Origin of the sequence: Methylobacterium sp. WL64, assembly GCF_008039945.1 — a bacterium.
Lineage (GTDB): Bacteria > Pseudomonadota > Alphaproteobacteria > Rhizobiales > Beijerinckiaceae > Methylobacterium.
Window position 1 is genome coordinate 145,839 of sequence record NZ_VRVA01000001.1, and the last position, 21,471, is coordinate 167,309.

Here is a 21,471-nt window from a genome sequence, read left to right on the forward strand (position 1 = left end):
AGCGTCACGGCGGCCCGGACCCGGTCAGACGACAGTCTGGGCCAGGAGGTCCCGCGGCGAGAAGCCGAAGCGTTGTCGAAAGGCTTGGCTGAAGGCGGCCGGGTCGGTGAAGCCGCAGGTCGCCATGATCGACGAGACCCGGACCCCGGCCCTGCGCATCAGGATGATCCGGTCGTGGGCCCGGTCGAGCCGCGCGTCGCGGATTGTCGCTGCGATCCCCTCCCCCCCTGAGAAGGCCGCGTAGAGGCGGCTGCGGGAGATGCGAAGGTCGGCCGCCAGAGCATCCGGGCCGAACGTCGGATCATGCAGGCGGTGTTCGATCCGCGCCAGCGCCAGGGACCGGAGGGCGTTCGCCGACAATTCGTTGTCCGCCCGGGCATTCTGGCCGTTGATGACACCCCGGAGCAGGTGGAGCGCACCTTCGACCGCGATCCCGGTCTCCGCATCCGACATCGCTTCCACCGACCCCGCGAACGCGCGCAGATACGCCGCGAAGAGTTCGTTCAGCGGGCCGGCGGCGAACTTCCTCGCTGCGAAGTCGTCGACGTTGCCGATATGCGCCAAGAAGGTCGCGCGCGGCACGGCGAGACGGATTTCCTCGTAGTCGGACAGACTCCCGCCGCCGCCCGGCCGTCCCCAGGTCTGGAAGGTGATGTCGCCAGCATTCAGCAGCGCGCCGTTGTTGCCTTGTTCGATGTAGCCGCGGCCGCGAATGACCAGCATGATGCCCATCTCGTCCCGACCGTCGCTGCGGACGTGGTGCGGCTTGCGCTCCAGGCTGAAGGGTTGGCTGATCGTCCGGAAGATCGATCCGTGCCGGGATGCCGCGATCATGCGCGAGGCCGCGAACGGGACCTCCGGGTCGAGTCGCTCCAGGTCGGTGCCAGCCATGACGGTGCTGCGCCAATAGTCGAACGCCTGTTTCGGCTCGACGGCATCCGTCGTTCCAAAGAAGATCGGGACGGTTTTCTTGGCAACCACGGCGGACCCGCCCCACAACCTTAAATTCGAGTATTGGCGATCGCTCGCCGTGCGTCTGCTGACCTAGAGTTTCAGATCCGTTCTCAAGAGGCAATAGGCGAGCAAAATCGTCACTGCGCCGCAGATCACGGCGGAAGGAAACCCTTTCCGGACCTGAAACTCCTTGTCGCGTCAGTTAAAAGTAGACGCAAAACCCTCGACGATTTCCGAAAATCGCCGACCGTTACAGGTCACCGTTGCCGCCCAAATCTCATCACATGGCATCCCTCGTGCGCGTCGCCCGGACGACGAGATCAAGAACAGTGGTCCCTGGCCGCCGCCCGATCCTGTCCGTCGACGCGGCATCGGAGATCGATCTAGCGCCGCCGCAGGCTGTGCGATGTGCGGATCGATCCCGGCTGACGACCGAGAAAGCCATGCGGATGGATTTGACCTGCCGTCCTGCCGAGACCGCAGGTCAATTGCCGCATAGAGAATTCCACGGCGGCATCCCGACGCGCGATGTCGATCGATCCCACTTCCGGCCGACCGGAGCCGGCTTCGATTCGCTTCAGTGGCCGCCGGGCGGAGTTTGGGCGTCATCGCGTGCGGTCTCGGCATCGGCGAAGCGCAGGACCACGGCCCGGCCCGATGCGGGCGGGCTCGTCAGGGTGCCGCGGAACCGCGCGGTCTCGGCCATCCCGAGCACGGCCCGCGGCGGCGCGACCGGGAAGGATCGGATCACGCGTCCGGCGGCGTCGCGGATCTCGGCGCTCAGCGCCGCCACCGGTACGTCGGTCCGGGCGACTCCGACGAGGTCACCCTCGATCACAAGTTCCGCCGGACGGCCATCCTCGGCCGGATTCCTGAAGGCCACGACATCCCGGATCTCGATGCCGCGGAGGTTCACCGGCAAGCCGACCCGGGCGAACAGGGCGGCGGCCTGCGGGACCGCCCGGACCACGCTGGCACGGGCAAGGCAGATCAGAGGCACGGCCGCCAGCAAGGTCAGCCCGACGGCGAGGGATGGCGACAGGCCCTGAACGCTGCGCCAGCCCTTGGCGCGGTCGGCTCGCGGCGATGCGCGCCGGCGGGCTCGTGTTGGCTCAGGCACGTCGGTGGCCGCCCGGACCGTGGCGGAGGCTTCTTGCCAGGCTGCGTCGGCGACCGGATCGGGCTCCGCCTCAGCCCGCTCGGCCAACTCGGCCTCGTGACCGGCCAGTACGTCGGCGGGGGTGATGAACCAGGTTTCGCGGCAGGCGGCGCAGCGGACCGAGCGGCCCTCCATGCCGACCTTGCCGGCATCGAGCCGGTATTCGCTGGCGCAGCTCGGGCAGACGATCAGCATACGCGGGCCATTCGCTCAGGGCGCTCGCCTCCGGTCCGGCGGGCAGGTACCTTTCGGGATCGCATCCCCCGTCCGATCGTCCAGGTTGGAGCCGGACGGCAAAATCAGTTGAGAAAGCGTGGCCGAAGAGGGTTAAGCGTCAGTGAAAGCTGACCGGCCTTGAAAACGCCCGCCCATCCGGCGATTTCGGCACCTTGGATCGGCGAAACCCGGCACGGCTTTGAACGTACAGGCGAGCATGAAGAGCCTGCTGCCCGGCGCGGAGCGGCCGGTGGTGCAGTTCGAGAACGTCGGCATGCGCTACGGCCTCGGGCCGGAGGTGCTGTCGGACGTGAGTTTCCGGATCGCGCCGCGTTCGTTCCAGTTCCTCACCGGGCCGTCGGGCGCCGGCAAGACGACGCTGCTGCGCCTGATCCTGCTGTCGGTGCGCCCGACCCGCGGCCTCGTCTCGATCTTCGGCGAGGAGGTCAGCGGCATCTCCGCGAAGGCGCTTACCGGACTGCGGCGGCGTATGGGGGTTGTGTTCCAGGATTTCCGCCTGCTCGATCACCTCACCACCTACGAGAACGTGGCGCTGCCGCTCCGCGTCCAGGGCCGGTCGGAGACCAGCTATCGCGCAGAGGTGGTGGAGTTGCTGCGCTGGGTCGGCCTCGGGGAGCGCATGCACGCCCTGCCGCCCCTCCTGTCGGGCGGGGAGAAGCAGCGCGCGGCTATCGCCCGGGCGCTGATCGCCCGGCCAGACCTGCTGCTCGCGGACGAACCCACCGGCAACGTCGATCCCGGGCTGGGGCGCCGCCTGCTGCGACTGTTCCTCGAATTGAACAAGCTCGGGACCTCGGTGATCATCGCGACCCACGATTTCGGCATCATGGACGCCGTCGACGCCCGCCGTATGGTGCTGGGCGAAGGCGGGCTGCGGATCGAGGAATGAGCGCCCCCGCGACGGCCCGGCCCAAACCAGCTTCCGCGTCCGGCCCGGCGGATCCGGTCCTGCCCACGGGCCTGCGCCGCAACGCCGCCCTGGTCCCCACCGACACCGCGGCCGGGCGGTCGCTGGCGGCCGTCATCGCGATCCTGACCTTCCTGGCGGGCCTCTGTGCGGGCGCCGCCGAAATCGTCGCCACGAATGCCGGGCAATGGCAGGGCGACGTCGCCCAGGAAGTCACGATCCAGGTACGGCCCGGCCCCGGCCGGGAAGTCGACGCCGACGTCGCCCGGGCCGAGACCATCGCCAAGTCCGAACCCGGGATCGCCGAAGCGCGGGTGTTCTCCAAGGCGGAGGCCGAGCGGCTTCTGGAACCCTGGCTCGGCAGCGGGCTCGATCTGTCGGACCTGCCTGTCCCGCGCCTGATCGCACTCAAGCTCGCCGACAACCGGAGCGCGGACCTGAAGCGCTTGCGTACCCGTCTGACCGAGGCGCTGCCCGGGGTGGCGAGCCTCGACGACCACGCGCTCTGGCTCCAACGGCTCTCGACGGCGGCCAACGCGTTCGTGGGCATCGGCATCGGGATGGTGGTGCTGGTGCTGGTCGCCACCGGTCTAGCCGTCACCTTCGCGACGCGGGGTGCCATGGCGGGCAACCGCGAGGTGGTGGAGGTGCTTCACTTCGTCGGTGCCGACGACGACTACATCGCCCGCGCGTTCCAGCGCCGGTTCTTCGGGCTGGGTCTACGCGGGGGTGCGATCGGTGCCGGCCTGGCGATCCTGGCTTTCGCGATCGCCGGACTGCTGGCCCGGGCGGCCCGGTCCGGCCCGGCCGGACAGGAGGTCGAAGCCCTGTTCGGCGCCGTCCAGGTCGGGCTGCGCGGTTATGCCAGCGTGATCCTGATTGGCGTGATTGCCTCGCTGGTCACGGGGATCGTCTCGCGGATCACCGTCCGGCGCTTCCTGTCCTGACCGCGTAACAACATGGCCATGCAGGGGAAACAGGGGGTCGTGGCAAACCGTTAAGGGTTGGGAAAGGTTATCGCGGCGGTGTGGATGGGGTCGATCGGGCCGCCTCCGGGCCGCCGCATTCGGCGCCGATCCTCCGGAGGATGACCACGCGGATGCAACGCGCACCGGCCCCCTACCCGACCGACGCCCTCGGTTGGGCCTGGAACGAGCGGGTTCTCCCGCGCCGCGGTCCCGCACCGGCGCGGTCGCATCCCCGGCACCGGCTCGCCGTCTGGGTTTGCGGACTTGCCGCCTGCGCCGGCAGCCTGGCCCTCTTCGTCGGCTTCCTGGTCTTCGTCAGCGCGCTGGCCCGGCACGAGCGGAGCCCGGCCGATCGGGCCGACGGGATCGTTGCGTTAACCGGTGGGGCGCAGCGGATCGGCGACGCAATCGATTTGCTGGCCGGCGGCTACGGGCGACGCCTTCTCATCACCGGTGTCAACGAGCGCACCAGCCGCGACGAGATCACCCGGCTGAACCCGACCCAGCGCGCCCTGATCGCCTGCTGCGTCGATCTCGACTACAGGGCCCGCAACACCATCGGCAATGCTATTGAGACCCGTCGCTGGATGCGGGCGCACCGCTTCAACACCGTCGCGGTGGTGACCTCGAACTACCACATGCCGCGCACACTCATCGAGCTCGACCACGCGCTCCAGGACAGCGACCGCGTCCTGCCGCATCCGGTCGTAACCGAGGGTCTGGATGCCGACCGCTGGTGGCGGAGCCCGCCCACGGCCAGGCTCCTCGCCTCCGAATACGTGAAGTTCCTGGCGAGCTGGGTCCGCACCCGCTTCGAGGACGATCCGGAGCGCTCCCGGGCGGCGATCCTGATCGGCCGCGGCAAACCGGTGAAGATGGTGGCCGAGCCGCTGATGATGCGCGGACTCGATTGAGATTTTCGGATGACGATCCGTCGTCCGATCTACCGAGCCGGCCGTGTCCTAGCGCGGCCCCGCAGGCGAGCCCCCGAATCGGGAGCCGCCGATAGGGCAAGACCTGGATTTATTGTGACCAAGGATCCGTGGCTCCGCTGCGCGGACACGGACTGACAGGGTCGATGGTCGAGCGAGAATTAGAAGCGGCGACGATAAACAGGGCGCTTAATCGCGAGGCCAGACCTCAATGCGCGCCGCAGCGCGCTTTGATCGCCGCCGAGAACTCTCGGTCCGAGCCTTGCACCTGGGCGAGGCTCCGGGCACGCTCGGAACCCGAGAGGCAGCGTCCGTAAACGCTCGCGACCCGGCGCATCGTGTCGACGTGGCGGCGCCAGACGCGGCAGTTCTTGGCATCGTCGCCATCCGCCTGTTCGAGTTGCTCCAGGGCCTGACGCTGCATCGACTGGGCCACCAGGACATCCCGGCCGCAGGTGGCTTCACCCTGCGCCTGCGCGACGCTGGGCAGCACCCCGAGGATCACCAGGATCGCGGCGACACGGAACATCGGCATCAGGCGGCCTGCGGCGCCGTCGAGCGGGTGAGCAAAGCATAGAGCGCGCTGGCATCGCGGGCGGCGCGGATATGGTTGAGCATGCCGGGCTCGCGAAGGACCCGGGCGACCTGGGCCAGCGCCTTCAGGTGATCGGCGCCCGCGCCTTCGGGGGCGAGCAGCAGGAACGCGATGTCCACCGGCTGTCCGTCCAGGGCCTCGAAATCCACCGGGCGGTCGAACCGGGCGAACAGGCCGAACAACCGGTCGAGCCCCGGCAGCTTGCCATGCGGGATCGCCACGCCGTCGCCGATTCCGGTCGAGCCGAGGCGCTCGCGCTGGAGCAGCGTATCGAACACAGGCCGCTCGTCGAGCGCCGGCAGCCGGCGCACGGCCTGCGCCGCGAGCTCCTGAAGCACCTGCTTCTTGGCCCTCGCGCGCAGCGACTGCACGACCGATTCGGGGTCGAGGAATTCCAGAATTGGCATCGATCGACCGTTGCCCCGTCACCCATCCACGTCGGAACGGGCCTCGTCGCAGAGGCGTATCGGATGACGCCCCTGACTATCAATGGGCCGGAGAACGGGCCGGTTCCGGCTCCGTTCCTCCCGGTCCACACGCGTCAGTCGACGGCGCCCGGCGGGTCCACCCAGCCGATCGCACCATCGCTGCGCCGGTATACGACGTTGACGCGCCCGGTGCCAGCGTGGACGAACACAACCACTGGGGATCCCGTCATGTCGAGCGCGGTCACCGCCTCGCCGATCGTCCGGCGCTGCAGGGTTTTGGTGCTCTCGGCAACGATCGGCGGGTGGGCATCGCCGTCCTCCGGCTCATCCTCGTCCACCTCGTCCGGCGGGGCGAACACAGCGTAGGCAGCCTCGATCGCCGCGGGATCGTTGGGGCCGGTGGCGTGCTGCTTCAACCGATGCTTGTAGCGGCGCAGGCGCGTCTCGAGCTTGTCGGCGGTCTGCTCGAAGCTCGACCGCGCGTCGTGGGCGACGCCAACCGCCTCGATGGTCAGCCCCGACACGAGGTGCAGGACGCAATCCGTGCGGTAGGCCGTTCCGTCGCGCCGGAGCGTGACGTGGCCGGTGCAGGAATCGCTCATGTGCGAGTCGAGATACTTCGTCAAAGTCGCGGACATCCGCTCATCGACACGGCCGCGCAGACTCTCTCCGAGATCCACGCCGTGGCCTGTGACCCGCAACGATCCCATGCTTCCTCCCCCGTGCGATTCAGTCCCAAGAATTAGAGAGCCGGCTTGCTCTAAGTCAACGGACTCGCGCCCGTTCCGTCGGGGCCGCGGCTTAACCCTGGGTTCAGCCAGCCTCCCGGTATACAGGCACCGTTCCGACACCTGAGATGCAGGCCCGCATGACCACCGCCGACGGATTCGCCGCCGCCCCCACCCGCCGTGCCCTGTTGGCCGGAGCCGTGGGTATCGCCGCGGGATCCCTGCCGGCGATCGCGCGCGCGGCCGAGCCGGCCGGCGCCAACCCGGGGACGACCCTGCCGGGCGCCGGCGCGCCGTTCGAGGCCGGGACCCTCGCTGACATCGCCCGCGCCCGGGCCTCCGCGCCCTACGCGGCGCCGAAGACCGACGACGTGCCGGCCGTGCTGAAGGGGTTGTCCCGGGACGCCTACGAGGCGATCCACCCGGTGCCCGGCCGCGCGGTCTGGGCCGGCCGGGACTTCGGCTACGAGATCGAGCCGCTGCTGCGCGGGTCGATCTTCGACACGCCGGTGTCCCTCTTCGTCGTCGAGAACGGGCTGGTGCAGCCGATCGCCTACGACAGGGACAGCCTGATCGCCGCCAACATCGCCCTGCCGGAGCTGAACGCCGACACCGCCTTCTCGGGGTTCCGCCTGCGCGCCCGCTTCGGCGACGGGACCGAGTTGTCGAACTTCGCGCTGTTCCAGGGCGCCTCGTTCTTCCGCCTGGTGGCCGAGGGCCAGGATTTCGGCATCAACGCCCGGGCGCTCGCCCTGCGACCGGCCGATTCCCGCGGCGAGGAATTCCCGCTGTTCCGCGCCCTGTTCATCGAGGTACCAGAGCCCGGGCGGCCGATCGTCGTCCACGCGCTGGTCGAGTCGGAATCGGCCGCCGCCGCGTTCAAGCTCACGTTGACGCCGGGCCGCGAGGCCTCCGTGGCCGGGATCGACGGCACCGTGTTCGCCCGGGCCGAGCTCGACCATATCGGCCTCGGCGGCATGCAGGGCAGCTACCTGTTCGGGCCGCTCGACCGGCAGAAGGTCGACGACCTGCGCGCCGCCGCCTTCTCGGTGGAGGGGCTGGCGATCCGCAACGGCTACGGCGAGCCGATCTGGCGCCCGGTGCACAATCCCGAGGCGCTGCAGGTCTCGGCCTTCCTGGACCGGGGGCCGAAGGGTTTCGGCCTGATGCAGCGCGCCCGCTCGTACGACGACTTCGAGGACGACCGCCGGCGCTGGGAGCGGCGCCCGTCCCTGTGGATCGAGCCGCAGGACGATTGGAGCGAGGGGGCCGTGACGCTTCTCGAAATCCCGAGCGATTCCGAGCTGAACGAGAACGTGTTCGCCTACTGGCGCCCGAAGGCAAAGCTCGCCAAGGGCGGCGAGATGCGCTTCCTCTGCCGCCAGCACTGGTCCAGGGGATGGCCCGATCCGCTGCCCCCCGAACTCGCCCGGGTGAAGGATAGCCGGTGCGGCCACGGCAGCACCGGCAACCGGCGCCTGTTCGCGGTCGATTTCGAGGGTGATGGAATGACCCGGCCCGAGGAGATCGAGGTGGCGCTCAGCGCCTCCGCCGGGACGATCACCCGGCAGGACCGGTTCTCCTATCCCGAGCGCCGGACCCTGCGGGTGCTATTCGAGCTCGATCCCGGCAGCGAGCGGGCGAGCGAATTGCGTCTCGGACTCCGGCGCGGCCAGGAGCGGGCCAGCGAGACCTGGCTGTTCCGCTGGACGCCGTAATTTTTCGTCGCCCATCATCCCGAGGATCACACCCGACCGTGCGCCTGGACGAGACCACCACGTTGACGCCGCCCGCATCCAGCCCGGATGGCGGGACCGCGCGCCCCGACAAGATTGCTGCGATGCCGCCCGAGGCGCCCCTGGCGATGCCGGTGCAGGACCTCTCCAGCTGGGACCGTGCGGCCGGCCACCGGCCGACGCGGCCGCGGAAAAGCCCGTGGGCGGCCCGGCTATTCGTGTTCGGCGGCGCGCTGGCGCTGACCGGTTTCGGCGGCTGGCAGATGGTCGAGACCGTGTCGGTTTCCGGCAGCCCGACCGCCCTGCAGCTCGTCCTGGTCGTGCTGTTCTGCCTGACCTTCTCGTGGATCGCGCTGGCCTTCACCAACGGGCTGCTCGGCTTCGCGACGCTCCTGCGCCAGCCGCGTCCGGCCCCGGTCCCGACTGCGCTGCACACCCGCACCGCCGTGCTGATGCCGGTCTACAACGAGGCCACGGCCCGAACCTTTGCCGGCGTCGAGGCCATGCGCGAAGCCGTGGAGGCCACTGGCCTGGGCGGCCATTTCGACTGGTTCGTGCTCTCCGATTCGACGCAAGCCGACGCCTGGATCGCCGAGGAGCGCGCCTTCCTCGACCTGCGCCACCGCCTCGGCCCGGATGCCCGGCTGTACTACCGGCATCGGCCGAAGAACCATCACCGCAAGGCCGGCAATATCGGCGACTTCGTCACCCGCTGGGGCGGCCACTACGACCACATGCTGGTTCTCGACGCCGACAGCCTGATGAGCGGTCCGGCCGTGGTGGCACTCGCGGCCGCCATGGAGGCCGACCCGGATTCGGGCATCGTCCAGACGCTGCCGCTGATCATCAACCGCAACACCCTGTTCGCCCGCCTCCAGCAATTCGCCGCCCGGATCTACGGGCCGGTGATCGCCGCCGGGCTGTCTGCTTGGTCGGGTCGCGACGGCAATTACTGGGGCCACAACGCGATCATCCGCACGCGGGCGTTCGCCCAGGCCTGCGGGCTGCCGGACCTGCCGGGCAAGCCGCCCTTCGGCGGCCACATCCTGTCCCACGACTTCGTCGAGGCCGCCCTGATCCGCCGCGCCGGCTGGGCGGTCTACATGCTGCCGCAACTGCCCGGCTCCTACGAGGAGAGCCCGCCTTCGTTGATCGACGTGGCGGTCCGCGACCGCCGCTGGGCGCAGGGCAACCTGCAGCATGCCCGGGTGATCGGGGCGGCCGGCCTGCACCCGGCCACGCGCCAGCACTTCGCCACCGGTATCGCCGGCTACCTCGCCTCCCCGCTCTGGCTGTGCCAGCTCGTGGTCGGTATCCTCCTAGTCCTGCAGACCGCCACGGAGCGGCCGGACTATTTCGGCGGCGCCGGGTTCTCGCCGGTCTTCCCGCGATTCGACCCCGTTCGCGCACTCCAGCTGTTCGGCTTGACCATGGCGGTCCTGCTGGCCCCGAAGCTCCTGGGCCTGATCGTGGCCCTCCTCGATGGGCCGGTGCGCCGGGCCTGCGGCGGCGCCGGCCGGCTGATCCTGTCGAGCCTGGTGGAGGTCCTGCTGTCGGCCCTGGTGGCGCCGGTGGCCATGGTAATCCAGTCCGGCTCGGTGATGGGCATCCTGCTCGGGCGCGACACCGGCTGGAACCCGCAGCGCCGTGACGACGGCTCGATCCCGATGCGCGACATCGTCGCCCGCCATCGCTGGCATACGGCGCTCGGCCTGGTCGCCGGCATCGCAGCCTTCGCGCTCGCGACCTCGCTGTTCCTCTGGATGAGCCCGACGATCCTGGGCTTGGTCTTGGCGATCCCGATCTCCTGGGCCAGCGGCCAGCTCGACCTCGGGCTGGCACTCAAGAGCCGTCGTCTGCTGGCGACCCCCGAGGAGGCGACCCCGCCGGAGATCGCCGTCCGGGCCGGCATCCTGGCGGCCCGCAACGCCGCACAGGGCCTCGACGAGGCCGACGCGCTGAGCGCGCTCCACGCCGATCCGGTACTGGCCGAGGCCCATGCCCGCATGCTCCCCGTCGGGCTGTCACGGCCCCGAGGGGCCATCGACCCCGACCAGACCCTGGCCACCGCCAAGATCTGCGAGGCCGCAACCGTGGCGGAGGCTCGGGCCTGGCTGTCTCCGAAGGAACGCATGGCGCTGCTTCACGACCGCGCCCTCCTCGACCGTCTGGTACGTCTGGATCAGGCCAGCACCGGGGAGTGACCGATGGGGCTCTGGAAGGCGGATGCTTCGGGCTTATAGTCCTGAAGCACCCGCTCACAGATACCTATCGCCGCACAGGCGGCGACAACGCGCTGCGTTACTGGTAGCGTCGAGTATCGCCGGCTGACTGCACGAGCGCCGGTGGCTGAGAGACTCGTCTGGACTCCCGCTCGAACTGCACGGGGGTTTGCCGATGCCGCGCTACTACTTTCACTACCAGGATCACGTGACCAGCCTCGATGAGGACGGTCTGGAGCTTGCGGACCAGCACGCAGCTCGCGTCCAGGCGGTGGTCGCCGCCGCCGAAATGCTGAAAGATCTCGGCGGGACATTCTGGGACAGCCCGAATTGGCGGTTCTGGGTCACGGACGAGAGCGGTGCGGAGGTGTGCGCCCTGCGGATCGCGCCCGGCTAGAACCGTTCTCGAACGGTGGCCGCAGGCCTTCGGGACAAGACGATGCGGATCAATCGGACCGATCTCGCCGACCTTGGAACCTTCGTCGCCATCGCGCGCCACCGTAGCTTCAGACGGGCGGGCCTCGCGCTTGGCGTCAGCGCGTCTGCCTTGAGTCACGCACTCAAGGCGATGGAGGCACGCCTCGGCGTGCGCCTCGTCAACCGCACCAGCCGGAGCGTGACCCTGACCGCGGCTGGCGAGGATCTGCTCGCTTCGCTGGACGCACCGTTCGCGGCGATCGGAAGCGCCCTCGACGTGCTCAACCGGCACCGTGAGCCGACCGAGGCCACGGGGCGGATCCGCCTCAACGTGCTCGAACATGCGAGCACGCTCCTGCTTGCCCCGGTTCTACCCCTGTTCCATGCGCGTCATCCGCAGGTGGAGATCGACGTCCGGGTGTCCAACGAGCTGCTCGACGTCGTGGAGACCGGGGCCGATGCGGGCATCCGCTATGGCGGAACGGTGCCCCAGGACATGGTCGCGCAACGCCTGTCGGCCGATCTGCGCTGGGTGGTGGTCGGCGCTCCTGGCTATCTCGACCGGCACGGAACGCCCGATCATCCGTCCGACCTCTTGGCACACCGGTGCCTGCGCATTCGCCTCGGCGACGAGAGCCTCTACCGGTGGGAGTTCGAGAAGGGGTCCGAGGCGTTCGCGATCGACGTTCCGGGCGCGGTGACGATCGACAACACGCACTTCGCCCTCACGCTCGCGGTGGCAGGTGGTGGCCTCGCGTATCTTCCAGAGCCCTGCGTCTGACCCGCCGTGGCCCGAGGCGAGCTGCGGATCGTGCTGGCGGACTGGGTCCCGACGGGTGCGGGCTTCCACCTCTACTATCCCGGACGCCGCCAGCTCCCGACTGGATTGCGGCTCCTCCTGGACCTGATCCGCGCAGTGAAACCGCTCGGCCTGTAGAGGCCGCGCCGCCCGGCGATGAGTTCGACTCATCGTTCCGATGAGGAAGGGACGGCTGACCGGCGACCCGCGCGGGGTCTAGGTCAGGCACCTCATCGAGGTCAGCGGAAAGATCGAGACATGCGCCGTTTCACCGGAAAGGTCGCCTTCATCACGGGTGCTGCCAGCGGCATCGGCCGCGCCGCCGCGCTCGCCTTTGCGCAGGAGGGCGCGCGCGTCGCGATCACCGACCGCATGGAGGCTCCGCTGGAACAGGTTCGCGGCGCAATCGAAGCGGGCGGCGGCGAAGTGCTGGCGATCCGGTGCGACGTGTCAGTGCCGGAGGACGTGGAAAACGCGGTGGCCGGCACGGTCGAGCGGTTCGGCCGGCTCGACTGCGCCTTCAACAACGCGGGCGTCGAGAACACGGCCGCTCCGGTCCACCGGATCGACCTCGACGCGTGGGACCGGATCCTCGCCATCAACCTGCGCGGCACGTTCATGTGCATGAAGCAGGAGATCGCGCAGATGCTGCGCCAGGGCGGCGGCGTGGTGGTCAACACCGCGTCCGGCGCGGGCATCCGGGGCGTCGCGAGTGGGGCGAGCTACGCCGCGTCCAAGCATGCTTTGATCGGGCTGACCAAGTCCGCCGCCCTCGATTACGCGAAATCGAACATCCGGGTGAACGCCGTCCTGCCTGGGAACATCGAGACGCCGATGATGGACCGCTTCACCGGTGGCGATATCCAGAAGGCAATCGACCTCGAGCCGGTCGGGCGGCTCGGCAAGCCTGAGGAGATCGCGGAAGCCGTTCTGTGGATGTGCTCCGACCTCGGCGCGTTCGTGACCGGTGCGTCGATTTCCGTCGATGGCGGTTGGTCGCTCTGAGGAACGGTTTCGAGACGACGGAGGATCGATCGAATGGACATCAAGCGCAGCGGAAGCCAGCCTTCGGGCCCGGGACCCTCCGAGTGGTTCACCGGGACGGTACGGATCGACCCACTCCACAATGCGCCCGATCCCGCACGCGTCGCCATGGCGAGCGTGACCTTCGAGCCGGGTGCGCGGACCGCGTGGCACACGCACCCTCTCGGCCAGACGCTGATCGTGACTTTCGGGCGCGGTTGGGTCCAGCGCGAGGGCGGTCCCATCGCGGAGGTCGCGCCGGGCGACGTCGTCTGGTTCGAGCCCAGTGAGAGGCACTGGCACGGTGCCACGGCGACGACGGCGATGACCCATATCGCCATCCAGGAGCGGCTGGACGGTCAGGCCGTGACGTGGCTGGAACAGGTGAGCGACGACGCATTTCACGGCTCGTGACGCGGTAGCCCGCATCACGCGGAGGCACTTGCAGTGGAGCGCCCACTCCGACCCGCTCGCCGACGCAGGACCGCGCCCCACATCCGCGGCGGCACATTCGGAATGGCCCGCGTGAGGGCTGATTAACCATTCAGGACCTAGGGTCGGGTCAGCCCAAACGGAGCTGTCCATGACTCTGGTGTTCGCGATCCTCCTGCTGCCCGTGGCCCTCGCCATCGTGCTGGCCCGGGGAGAGCCGGTGCGCACCATCAGCTGCCTCGGCGCCATGGGCGTCGGCTGCTTCATCGCCTGCTGGAGCGTGATGGGATTGCTGCGTCACCGCGCCTGACGCCCGGCGCGCTACAGGAAGCCGCCGGCCCGGGGAGCGCCGGCGAGATGCCGCCCGGCCCGGGCCACGAGCTGGGCGAACGCCATCGCGGCCGCCGTGGCCTGCGCCTGAGACGGGAAGTCCCGCCGCGACTCGGCCACGGGCTCCTCGGTCTCGTCCATGAGAACCCAGGTCCACTGCGTCCGGTCGGTGGCGCGAATCTCGAAGCGCACGGGCTGCTCGCCAGTCCAGAACAAGCGGACCCGATTCCGGCACCAATCGACGACGGGGTGATGACGGGTTGCGGCGGATCAATGGACGACCGGGTCAGCCTCATACCTCGGGTCATCCGCAGCGCCATCGGAGATGTTTTCGCGGCGACGGCGCTGGACATGTTTCGGGATACCGTAGAGCCGCTGCCACTCTGCCGTTCGATCGCAAGACCATCGTCGTAATCACGCGTCCCGAACTTGATCCCCACCGTCAGAGCCGCGGCCGATGAAGGCAGGCGCCTGCCCGGCACCTTGCATCCGACCGCGCGGCGGCTATGGCAGGGCCCCGCCCTTCGCCCGCCGGAGCCCGCATGACATCCGTGAACGCGCTGATCGCCCAGGAACTCGGGGTCGGGGAGGCGCAGGTCGCCGCAGCCGTGGCGCTCCTCGACGGCGGTGCGACGGTTCCGTTCATCGCACGCTACCGGAAGGAAAATACCGGGGGGCTCGACGACACGCAGTTGCGCAAGCTCGACGAGCGGCTGGTCTACCTGCGCGACCTCAACGACCGCCGGGCCGCCATCGTGGCGAGCGTGCGCGCCCAGGGGAAGCTGACCCCGGCGCTCGCCGCCGCCCTCGACGCTGCCGACACCAAGGCGCGCCTCGAAGACCTCTACCTGCCGTTCAAGCCGAAGCGCCGCTCCAAGGCGCAGACGGCCCGGGAGGCCGGGCTCGAGCCTCTGGCCCAGACCCTGCTGACCAAGCCCGACACCGCCCCCGAGCGCGCAGCTGCGGCGTTCGTGTCCGCCGAGACGGGCATCGCCGACACCGAAGCCGCCCTGGAGGGCGCCAGGGCGATCCTGATCGAGCACCTCGCGGAGGATGCCGATCTGGTCGGCCGCTTACGCGCGGATTTCTGGCGGAGCGGCCAGCTAACGTCGAAGATCCGCAAGGGTAAGGCCGCGGAAGGCGCGAAGTTCTCGGATTACTTCGAATGGAGCGAGCGCCTCGAGCGGATGCCTTCGCACAGGATCCTGGCGATCTTTCGCGGAGAACGTGAGGGCATCCTGGACGTCGCCCTCACCGCCGACGGTGAGGAATCTGAGCCCGGCCGCCCCGGCCCGTTCGAGACCGCGATCTGCAGCCGGCACCGGATCGCCGCGCGGGACCGGCCGGCCGATGCCTGGCTGCTGGACGTCGTGCGGGTCGCCTGGCGCACCAAGATTCGCACCGGGATCAAGCAGGATCTGCGGACCCGACTGTTCGAGCGCGCCGAGGACGAGGCCGTGAAGGTCTTCGCCGGCAACCTGAAGGATCTGCTGCTCGCAGCCCCCGCGGGCGGCCGGGCGACGTTGGGGCTCGATCCGGGCTACCGGAACGGCGTGAAGGTCGCGGTCGCGGACCGGACCGGGCGAATCGTGGCGGTGGAGACCACCTATCCGCACGAGCCGCAGCGGCGCTGGAAGGAGGCGGTCGCGAGCCTCGGACGCCTCTGCCGCACGCACAAGGTCGAGTTGATCGCCATCGGCAACGGCACAGCTTCCCGGGAGACCGAGCGGCTCGCCTCCGAGATCGTGGCGGCCAATCCTGACCTGACGCTCGCCAAGGTCACGGTGTCGGAGGCCGGCGCCTCGGTCTACTCGGCCTCGGAGATCGCCTCACGGGAACTGCCCGACCTCGACGTGTCCCATCGCGGCGCCGCGTCGATCGCCCGCCGACTGCAGGATCCCCTCGCCGAACTGGTGAAGATCGACCCGAAATCGATCGGAGTCGGGCAGTACCAGCACGACATCAGCGAGACGAAGCTGTCGCGGCAACTCTCGGCGGTGGTCGAGGACGCGGTGAACGCGGTGGGCGTCGATGTGAATACCGCCTCCCCGGCCCTGCTCGCGCAGGTCTCCGGCCTCGGTACGTCGATGGCCGACAGGATCGTGGCGCATCGCGACGCGAACGGCGCGTTCCGGACGCGCACGGCGCTCAAGGCAGTCCAGGGCCTCGGACCCAAGACGTTCGAGCTGGCTGCCGGCTTCCTGCGCATCCAGGGCGGAGACGATCCCCTCGATGCCTCGGGCGTCCACCCGGAATCCTACCCCGTGGTGCGGCGGATTTTGCAGGCGACCAAGAGCGACATCCGGGTGCTGCTGGGCAATGCCGCGACCCTGAGCCAGCTTTCCCCCGAAACCTTCGCGGATGCGCGCTTCGGCACCCCCACCGTGCGCGACATCATCAGCGAGCTGGAGAAGCCCGGCCGCGATCCGCGTCCGGCCTTCCGGACGGCGAGCTTCGAGGAGGGCGTCGAGAGCATCGGCGACCTCCGCCCCGGCATGCAGCTCGAAGGCGTCGTTACGAACGTCGCGGCCTTCGGCGCCTTCGTGGATATCGGCGTCCACCAGGACGGTCTCGTCCACATCTCCGCGATGGCGCGCCGTCGCATCGCCTCTCCTACCGAGGTGGTCCGGACCGGCGAGGTAGTCCGGGTGCTGGTGCTCAGCGTCGACGTTCCGCGCAAGCGCATCGCCCTGTCGATGCGGCTCGATGATCCGATCGAGCCCGGCCCGCCGGTGCGGCGCCCCAGCAATCCGTCGCCTTACCCGAAGCGGATGGGCTCCGGTCCGCCCGCGGAGACAGGCGGCGCCCTCGCGGATGCGCTCCGCCGGGCGGGGGCGACACCCGGCAGGCGAACCTGACGGCGTCCGCATCCGGACAGAACCGGACGCGGTATAAACGGAAACGGCCGGGGCGAGGCCCCGGCCGTTCCGATCGTGCGTGAGACGAGGCTTACCGCAGGAGCTGCAGGATACCCTGCTGCGCCTGGTTCGCCAGCGACAGGGCCGAGATGCCCAGCGACTGACGGGTGGACAGGGCCTGCGAGTTCGCAGCCTCCTGGTTCAGATCAGCTGAGGTCAGGTTCGACGCGCCGGTATCGAGCACGTTGATCAGGTTCTTGCTGAAGTCCTGACGGTTCTGCACCACCGACAGGTTCGAACCGAAGGTCGAGGCGTCGGTACGCAGCTGGCTGGAGGCGGTCGTCAGCTTGCCCAGCGTCGTGTTGATGTCGGAATTGAGCAGGAAGTTGCCCTGCCCGATCGTCGACGTCTTCGCCGAGCTGCTGGTGATCGAGGTCAACCCCAGACCGCTCGAGGTCTCGTCGGTCGCGCTGACCGTGAGGTTCGAGTTGCCCTTCGGGTTGAAGTTGATCGTCAGGTTGTTGTTGTCGCCCTTGCCGTTGATTAGGTTCGTGCCGTTGAAGCTCGAATCGCCGGCCAGCTGATCGATCTGGGTCAGCAGGCTGTTGTACTGCGAGGCGAGCGTCGCCCGGGCCGTCACACCCGACACGCTGAGGTCCGAGCTCTGGCCGGCTGCGGCGGTGGTGCCGTAGGTCGGGCCGGAGGACGCCGTGCCGCCCGAGAAGCCGAGTGCGGTCTGGTCGGCCGAAGTCTTGAATTCCACGTCCGAGGACGCGTTCATCACGATCTTGGTGCCGTCCGTGCTCTTCGAGAAGCTGCCGGCGCCGACCGCGGTGTTGAGCTTGGTCAGGGCCTGGTCGAGGGTGTCGGTCGAGGCCAGCGCGACGGTTGTCGCGGAGCCGTTGACGTAGAGGTTCAAGGTGGTGGCGGCGGCTGGGGCCGAGTAGGCAGTCGAGGCGGTACCGGTGGTGGTGATCTGGGTGGACAGCGCCTGGTTGGCGACCGACTTGGCCTGATCGACCAGCTTCTGGATCGAGGTGATGCCCTGGTTGGCGGCCTGGATCGACTGGATCCCGTTCGAGATACCGTCGAGCAGGTTGCCGAGGTCACCCGAGCGCTGGCTGAGGGACTGCGAAGTAAAGAAGCTCACCGGGTTGTCGAGCGCCGAGGAAACCTTCAGGCCGGTGGAGAGCCGGTTCTGGGTGGTCGCGGTCAGCGAGGCCGTATCCTGCAGCGAGAGCAGGTTCTGGCGGGTGGCGGCGGTGAGGGTGACGTTGGAAGACATCGGGACGATCCTTTTGATCGAGAAGCCGTCTTATTGGCGGCTCCTGCGATGTATCGTCCAACCACTTGCCGAGCAATTAATTCGATCTCTGAAAAAATGTTTCCGTGCGGCATGGTTAAAAATATTGATCCGACACTGATCAAACGCACTGTTTTTGGACCAACAGGTCGAATACTTTGGCCTACAGAACCAAATATCGAAATCGTTACGTTGAAACGCACTTCTTTCTAGCAGTTATTTTCACAGTAGTATTTGTTTTCGCAAATCGATACGGCGCAGCCCAATTCCGTCCTTGTTCTGGATACCATTCCCAGAGCATCGAAAATCCAAACGTCGGCTCCTGGTGCTCTGGGGGTCACGGTCGTGCTGTCGTGAGCCATTGCCGGCTCGTCCAAACAACCGGCAGTGCAAGGCCTGCGCTTCCAACAGTTCGATCTCCGAGCGCTCGCCGCTCAGGTGGATACCGGTTCGGCGTCAGGCAGCGCATCGAATCCGAGACTTGGAGCCGCGCGCGGAGGCACTCAGCCTCGCATAGGGGAACCAATTCATTGCGCCCATCGCAACAGCGCAGGACGGGAGGGCGCCACGTCGCAGCGCAGCCATCACGCGGGGCCCGGAGACCTGGATCGTCAGCCGGCTATCGGCGAAGCCCGGTCCCGAGTGTACGATCAGACCTGCGCGCCGGAAAGCCAGCTGCGCCACATGCCCCGGAACGCCACCGCGACATCCTCGGCCAAGCTGGCGTGGTCCATGAGCGCGCTGCCATGCAGACGCTCGCGAAGCCCGCTCCGGATCCCGCAAAGGCGCTCCGGATCCGTGGCCAGATCCCGGGCGATCGCGACGTAGGCGTGCTCGGTGTCGGCGATCAGATCGGGAAGGTCCATCGCCGTGAGCACCGAAACGCCCGTGCGTGCCGCCGCGTGTGCGCCACGCAGGGTCACGAACGGCACCCCCATCGACAGGGTGTCGTAGCTCGTCGTGCCGCCGTTGTAAGGGTACGGATCCAGGGCGATATCCACCCGGTGGTAGAGTTCGTGGTAACCGGTGTTGACCCGAGGCTGGAAGACCACCCGATCGAGGGGCATCCCCGCCGCTGCGAGGCGCGTATCGACCGCCTCGCGGACTTCCGCGGTTCCGATATCGCCCACCACCATGAACAGACGCGCGTCAGGCACCGCCAGCAGGATGTCGGCCCAGGTCTTCAGGGCCGCGTCGCACACCTTGGTCAGGCGGTTGAAGCAGCCGAAGGTGATGTATCCCGCATCCTCGAAAGGCGCGCGCTCGCGGACGGGCGGCAGGTCGTCGACGCCCCTGTAGGTCGCCGTGACCCGCGGCAGGCGCCAGAGCCGCTCCGCGTGCAGGGGCTCGGCTAGGCCGGGCGGGTCCGTGATCGGGTCGGTCATGCGGTAGTCAATGGCCGCCAGCCCGGTGGTGCCGGGATGCCCGATCCAGGTCGCCTGGACCGGCGCGGGCTTGCGCGCGAACACGAGCAGACGGTTGCCGGCGCTGTGCCCGGAGAGATCGACCAGGATGTCGATGGCGTCGGCCTCGATCCGGTCGGCCGCAGCGTCGTCGTCCAGGCAGGCGAGGTTGGTCCAGCCGTCGAACAGCGGCTTGAGTCGCTCGGAAATCGCGTCCTCGCTCGCGTGGGTCATGTAGGCCTGTATCGAGAAGGCCTCCCGGCCGACGGCGCGCAGGTAGGGCTCGAAGAAGCGGACCAGGGCGTGGTTGCAGAGATCGCCAGAGACGAAGCCGATGCGCAGCCGGCGCTCCGGGTCGCGATCGTTGGCGAAGGGGCGGCGGCGCAGCAACGGATCCGCGTAGCGGCGGCCATAGGCCAGCGCATCGTCGGCGTATTCCGTGTGCGGGATATCCGCCGCGTAGAGCTTGGCGAACAGGCGGTTGGAGGCGACGAACAGCTTGGACGGGTCGAGATCGAGGGCGCGGTCGAACGCCTCCACGGCCTCGCCCAGGCGCCCGAGGGCTAGCAGAGCACTGCCGCGGTTGCTGTGCGCGCCGGCATTCCCTGGCTCCAGCACGATCGCCCGCTCGGCATGCCGCAGGGCTTCGCCGTAGCGGAAGCGCCGCTGGTAGACGCCGGCGATGTTGGCATGCGCGATCGCGAGATCGGGATCGAGCTCGAGGGCCTTCTCGAGCGCCGAGATGGCGCCGTCATGGTCGCCGCGGTTGGTCAGCACGGAGCTGAGCCCGCTGAAGAACAGCGGGTTCTCCGGCTCGCGGTAAAGCGCGATGCTGATCAGGTCGTAGGCCAGTTCGGGCCGGTTCGTCCGGGCCGCGATGGCGCCGGCGAGATAGGTTGCGTGCGCGTGGCTGTCGTCGAGGAGCAGAACCAGGTCGAGCAGGGCCTCCGCCGGCAGGAACTCGCCGTGATCGTAGCGGATCTGCGCAGCCGCGAAGGTACGCTCCAGGAACGCCGCGATGAGCGACTGCGCCTCGGGCCCGAAGCCTTGCGCCTTGTAGCGCTCCAGGATCGCGCGCGCATCGGGCTGCCGTTCGACGGCCAGCAGCGCGGTGGCGAGCGCCAGCCAGTAGCCCGGTCGCTCCGGGGCGCCCCGCAGCGCCGTGACGAAATGGGCCACAGCCTTCTCGGGCGTGCGGCTGGCGGCGATCTGGCCGAGTTCGTAATGCGCTTCGGGATTGTTCGGCTCGGCATCGAGCAAACGGCGCAAGCTCGACTCGGCCCGATCGAAGCGCCCTGACGCGCGATGGTCCCGAGCCTTCGTGAGGCTGCGCATGGCAGCCGCCCCCGACGCAGCACCGCGTGCCCGCCCGCCATACTGATCGAGCATTCCGCGCCCTCCCGTCGCGCGGAGATTGCGAATGCATCCTTAAGGGCGCGTAAATCCGAGGCTGGACTTCGTTATCATGCGCATCGGACCACTTCGGATCCGCCGCGCGAGCCGACGCACCGTATGTCCAGAGCGGCGAAACCGCTTCGCAGGAAGGCGCGGCGGCGGAAGGGGTGGGATTCGAACCCACGGTAGAGTTGCCCCCACGGCGGTTTTCAAGACCGCTGCCTTAAACCACTCGGCCACCCTTCCCGGCCGCGCCTGCGGCCCCCCGGTTATGGCTGCCCCGGGCGCCGCGTCAACCGCAGAACGAGCGGTTGACCTGTCACCGCATTCCGCCTATCTCACCGCCCACGCCCGAGCCGCCATGTCGGCGCGGACGTTGTTCGGTCGTGCCGACCTTGGGCCGACCGACGCGATGGGGGATAGTTTAACGGTAGAACGGTGGACTCTGACTCCTCTAGTCCTGGTTCGAATCCAGGTCCCCCAGCCATCGAATTCAGCCCGCCCGGTCAGTGACTTGGCGGGTTTTTCGTTGCCTGAATGCGCTCAGCAATCGGTTTGACACGTTGTGCGGGTTTGCCCAGGCCTGCAGCGCAACGCAGGCTGATTTGCGCGCGATACGGATGAAACACGAAGTCCTTGTTCATG

At 68.6% G+C, this 21,471-nt stretch carries 19 protein-coding genes, 2 tRNA genes and 1 pseudogene; 12 read left to right on the top strand and 10 right to left on the bottom strand.

Annotated elements, in window-relative coordinates; all coding sequences use genetic code 11:
- Positions 1 to 24: 24 nt before the first annotated feature.
- Complete coding sequence (locus FV242_RS00700; RefSeq protein ID WP_147937576.1) at positions 25 to 981, bottom strand: helix-turn-helix domain-containing protein; 957 nt, start codon at positions 979 to 981, stop codon at positions 25 to 27.
- Between the two features lie 550 nt (positions 982 to 1,531).
- A complete protein-coding gene (locus FV242_RS00705) occupies positions 1,532 to 2,308 on the bottom strand; it encodes a zinc-ribbon domain-containing protein (protein ID WP_147937577.1) in 777 nt (258 codons plus the stop codon).
- 238 nt (positions 2,309 to 2,546) lie between these two features.
- Here FV242_RS00705 and ftsE point away from each other — a divergent pair, with 238 nt between their 5' ends.
- From ftsE to FV242_RS00720, 3 genes are all read left to right on the top strand, one after another.
- Positions 2,547 to 3,239, top strand: a complete 693-nt coding sequence (ftsE, locus tag FV242_RS00710) for a cell division ATP-binding protein FtsE (RefSeq protein ID WP_147906829.1) — start codon at positions 2,547 to 2,549, stop codon at positions 3,237 to 3,239.
- Complete coding sequence (locus FV242_RS00715; protein WP_147906828.1) at positions 3,236 to 4,204, top strand: ABC transporter permease; 969 nt, start codon at positions 3,236 to 3,238, stop codon at positions 4,202 to 4,204. The genes ftsE and FV242_RS00715 overlap by 4 nt, the downstream gene beginning before the upstream one ends.
- Positions 4,205 to 4,356: 152 nt before the next feature.
- Entirely contained in the window at positions 4,357 to 5,139 is a 783-nt protein-coding gene (locus FV242_RS00720) for a YdcF family protein (RefSeq protein WP_147906827.1), read from the top strand.
- Between the two features lie 226 nt (positions 5,140 to 5,365).
- Here FV242_RS00720 and FV242_RS00725 read toward each other — a convergent pair whose 3' ends face one another.
- The 3 genes from FV242_RS00725 to FV242_RS00735 form a co-directional block, all read right to left on the bottom strand.
- A complete protein-coding gene (locus tag FV242_RS00725; protein ID WP_147937578.1) occupies positions 5,366 to 5,692 on the bottom strand; it encodes a hypothetical protein in 327 nt (108 codons plus the stop codon).
- A complete protein-coding gene (gene ptsN, locus FV242_RS00730; protein ID WP_147906825.1) occupies positions 5,692 to 6,159 on the bottom strand; it encodes a PTS IIA-like nitrogen regulatory protein PtsN in 468 nt (155 codons plus the stop codon). The genes FV242_RS00725 and ptsN overlap by 1 nt, the downstream gene beginning before the upstream one ends.
- 134 nt (positions 6,160 to 6,293) lie before the next feature.
- Positions 6,294 to 6,890, bottom strand: a complete 597-nt coding sequence (locus FV242_RS00735) for an HPF/RaiA family ribosome-associated protein (RefSeq protein ID WP_147853104.1) — start codon at positions 6,888 to 6,890, stop codon at positions 6,294 to 6,296.
- 158 nt (positions 6,891 to 7,048) lie between these two features.
- Here FV242_RS00735 and FV242_RS00740 point away from each other — a divergent pair, with 158 nt between their 5' ends.
- The 7 genes and pseudogenes from FV242_RS00740 to FV242_RS34260 all read left to right on the top strand — a co-directional run bounded on the left by FV242_RS00740 (position 7,049) and on the right by FV242_RS34260 (position 13,847).
- Positions 7,049 to 8,626 carry a glucan biosynthesis protein D gene (locus FV242_RS00740; RefSeq protein ID WP_147937643.1) on the top strand — a complete coding sequence of 526 codons (1,578 nt, stop codon included), beginning with the start codon at positions 7,049 to 7,051 and terminating at the stop codon, positions 8,624 to 8,626.
- A gap of 62 nt (positions 8,627 to 8,688) precedes the next feature.
- Complete coding sequence (mdoH, locus tag FV242_RS00745; RefSeq protein WP_281407024.1) at positions 8,689 to 10,848, top strand: glucans biosynthesis glucosyltransferase MdoH; 2,160 nt, start codon at positions 8,689 to 8,691, stop codon at positions 10,846 to 10,848.
- Positions 10,849 to 11,041: 193 nt separating this feature from the next.
- Positions 11,042 to 11,263, top strand: a complete 222-nt coding sequence (locus tag FV242_RS00750) for a hypothetical protein (RefSeq protein ID WP_147906822.1) — start codon at positions 11,042 to 11,044, stop codon at positions 11,261 to 11,263.
- A gap of 42 nt (positions 11,264 to 11,305) precedes the next feature.
- A pseudogene (locus FV242_RS00755) lies at positions 11,306 to 12,220 on the top strand (LysR family transcriptional regulator).
- Between the two features lie 120 nt (positions 12,221 to 12,340).
- Positions 12,341 to 13,087, top strand: a complete 747-nt coding sequence (locus tag FV242_RS00760) for an SDR family NAD(P)-dependent oxidoreductase (RefSeq protein ID WP_147937580.1) — start codon at positions 12,341 to 12,343, stop codon at positions 13,085 to 13,087.
- 33 nt (positions 13,088 to 13,120) lie between these two features.
- Positions 13,121 to 13,519: a cupin domain-containing protein gene (locus FV242_RS00765; RefSeq protein WP_147937581.1), complete on the top strand. Its 399-nt coding sequence runs from the start codon at positions 13,121 to 13,123 to the stop codon at positions 13,517 to 13,519.
- Positions 13,520 to 13,688: 169 nt separating this feature from the next.
- Complete coding sequence (locus FV242_RS34260; protein WP_187278298.1) at positions 13,689 to 13,847, top strand: hypothetical protein; 159 nt, start codon at positions 13,689 to 13,691, stop codon at positions 13,845 to 13,847.
- 11 nt (positions 13,848 to 13,858) lie between these two features.
- Here the strand turns inward: FV242_RS34260 and FV242_RS00770 are convergent, their stop codons facing one another.
- Entirely contained in the window at positions 13,859 to 14,059 is a 201-nt protein-coding gene (locus FV242_RS00770; protein ID WP_147906818.1) for a hypothetical protein, read from the bottom strand.
- 350 nt (positions 14,060 to 14,409) lie between these two features.
- On the opposite strand from FV242_RS00770, the gene FV242_RS00775 reads away from it, so the two are divergent.
- Entirely contained in the window at positions 14,410 to 16,725 is a 2,316-nt protein-coding gene (locus FV242_RS00775) for a Tex family protein (protein WP_147937582.1), read from the top strand.
- Between the two features lie 91 nt (positions 16,726 to 16,816).
- Here FV242_RS00775 and FV242_RS00780 read toward each other — a convergent pair whose 3' ends face one another.
- The 3 genes from FV242_RS00780 to FV242_RS00790 form a co-directional block, all read right to left on the bottom strand.
- Positions 16,817 to 18,010 (bottom strand): flagellin, encoded by a 1,194-nt coding sequence (locus FV242_RS00780; protein WP_147906816.1) that lies wholly within the window; start codon positions 18,008 to 18,010, stop codon positions 16,817 to 16,819.
- A 668-nt stretch (positions 18,011 to 18,678) separates the two neighbouring features.
- Positions 18,679 to 20,766: a tetratricopeptide repeat protein gene (locus FV242_RS00785; RefSeq protein ID WP_246692551.1), complete on the bottom strand. Its 2,088-nt coding sequence runs from the start codon at positions 20,764 to 20,766 to the stop codon at positions 18,679 to 18,681.
- 219 nt (positions 20,767 to 20,985) lie between these two features.
- Positions 20,986 to 21,072: transfer RNA gene (locus FV242_RS00790), tRNA-Ser, on the bottom strand.
- Between the two features lie 167 nt (positions 21,073 to 21,239).
- On the opposite strand from FV242_RS00790, the gene FV242_RS00795 reads away from it, so the two are divergent.
- Positions 21,240 to 21,313 (top strand) — tRNA-Gln (locus FV242_RS00795).
- Between the two features lie 19 nt (positions 21,314 to 21,332).
- On the opposite strand, the gene FV242_RS34265 is transcribed toward FV242_RS00795, so the two are convergent.
- Positions 21,333 to 21,470, bottom strand: a complete 138-nt coding sequence (locus FV242_RS34265; protein WP_187278299.1) for a hypothetical protein — start codon at positions 21,468 to 21,470, stop codon at positions 21,333 to 21,335.
- Between the last annotated feature and the right edge of the window lies 1 nt (position 21,471).

Coding starts and splice junctions, on each gene's coding strand:
- FV242_RS00705 (WP_147937577.1), bottom strand. CDS start 2,308: ATGCTGATCGTCTGCCCGAGCTGCGCCAGCGAATACCGGCTCGATGCC.
- ftsE (WP_147906829.1), top strand. CDS start 2,547: ATGAAGAGCCTGCTGCCCGGCGCGGAGCGGCCGGTGGTGCAGTTCGAG.
- FV242_RS00715 (WP_147906828.1), top strand. CDS start 3,236: ATGAGCGCCCCCGCGACGGCCCGGCCCAAACCAGCTTCCGCGTCCGGC.
- FV242_RS00720 (WP_147906827.1), top strand. CDS start 4,357: ATGCAACGCGCACCGGCCCCCTACCCGACCGACGCCCTCGGTTGGGCC.
- FV242_RS00725 (WP_147937578.1), bottom strand. CDS start 5,692: ATGCCGATGTTCCGTGTCGCCGCGATCCTGGTGATCCTCGGGGTGCTG.
- ptsN (WP_147906825.1), bottom strand. CDS start 6,159: ATGCCAATTCTGGAATTCCTCGACCCCGAATCGGTCGTGCAGTCGCTG.
- FV242_RS00735 (WP_147853104.1), bottom strand. CDS start 6,890: ATGGGATCGTTGCGGGTCACAGGCCACGGCGTGGATCTCGGAGAGAGT.
- FV242_RS00740 (WP_147937643.1), top strand. CDS start 7,049: ATGACCACCGCCGACGGATTCGCCGCCGCCCCCACCCGCCGTGCCCTG.
- FV242_RS00750 (WP_147906822.1), top strand. CDS start 11,042: ATGCCGCGCTACTACTTTCACTACCAGGATCACGTGACCAGCCTCGAT.
- FV242_RS00760 (WP_147937580.1), top strand. CDS start 12,341: ATGCGCCGTTTCACCGGAAAGGTCGCCTTCATCACGGGTGCTGCCAGC.
- FV242_RS00765 (WP_147937581.1), top strand. CDS start 13,121: ATGGACATCAAGCGCAGCGGAAGCCAGCCTTCGGGCCCGGGACCCTCC.
- FV242_RS34260 (WP_187278298.1), top strand. CDS start 13,689: ATGACTCTGGTGTTCGCGATCCTCCTGCTGCCCGTGGCCCTCGCCATC.
- FV242_RS00775 (WP_147937582.1), top strand. CDS start 14,410: ATGACATCCGTGAACGCGCTGATCGCCCAGGAACTCGGGGTCGGGGAG.
- FV242_RS00780 (WP_147906816.1), bottom strand. CDS start 18,010: ATGTCTTCCAACGTCACCCTCACCGCCGCCACCCGCCAGAACCTGCTC.
- FV242_RS00785 (WP_246692551.1), bottom strand. CDS start 20,766: ATGCGCAGCCTCACGAAGGCTCGGGACCATCGCGCGTCAGGGCGCTTC.
- FV242_RS34265 (WP_187278299.1), bottom strand. CDS start 21,470: ATGAACAAGGACTTCGTGTTTCATCCGTATCGCGCGCAAATCAGCCTG.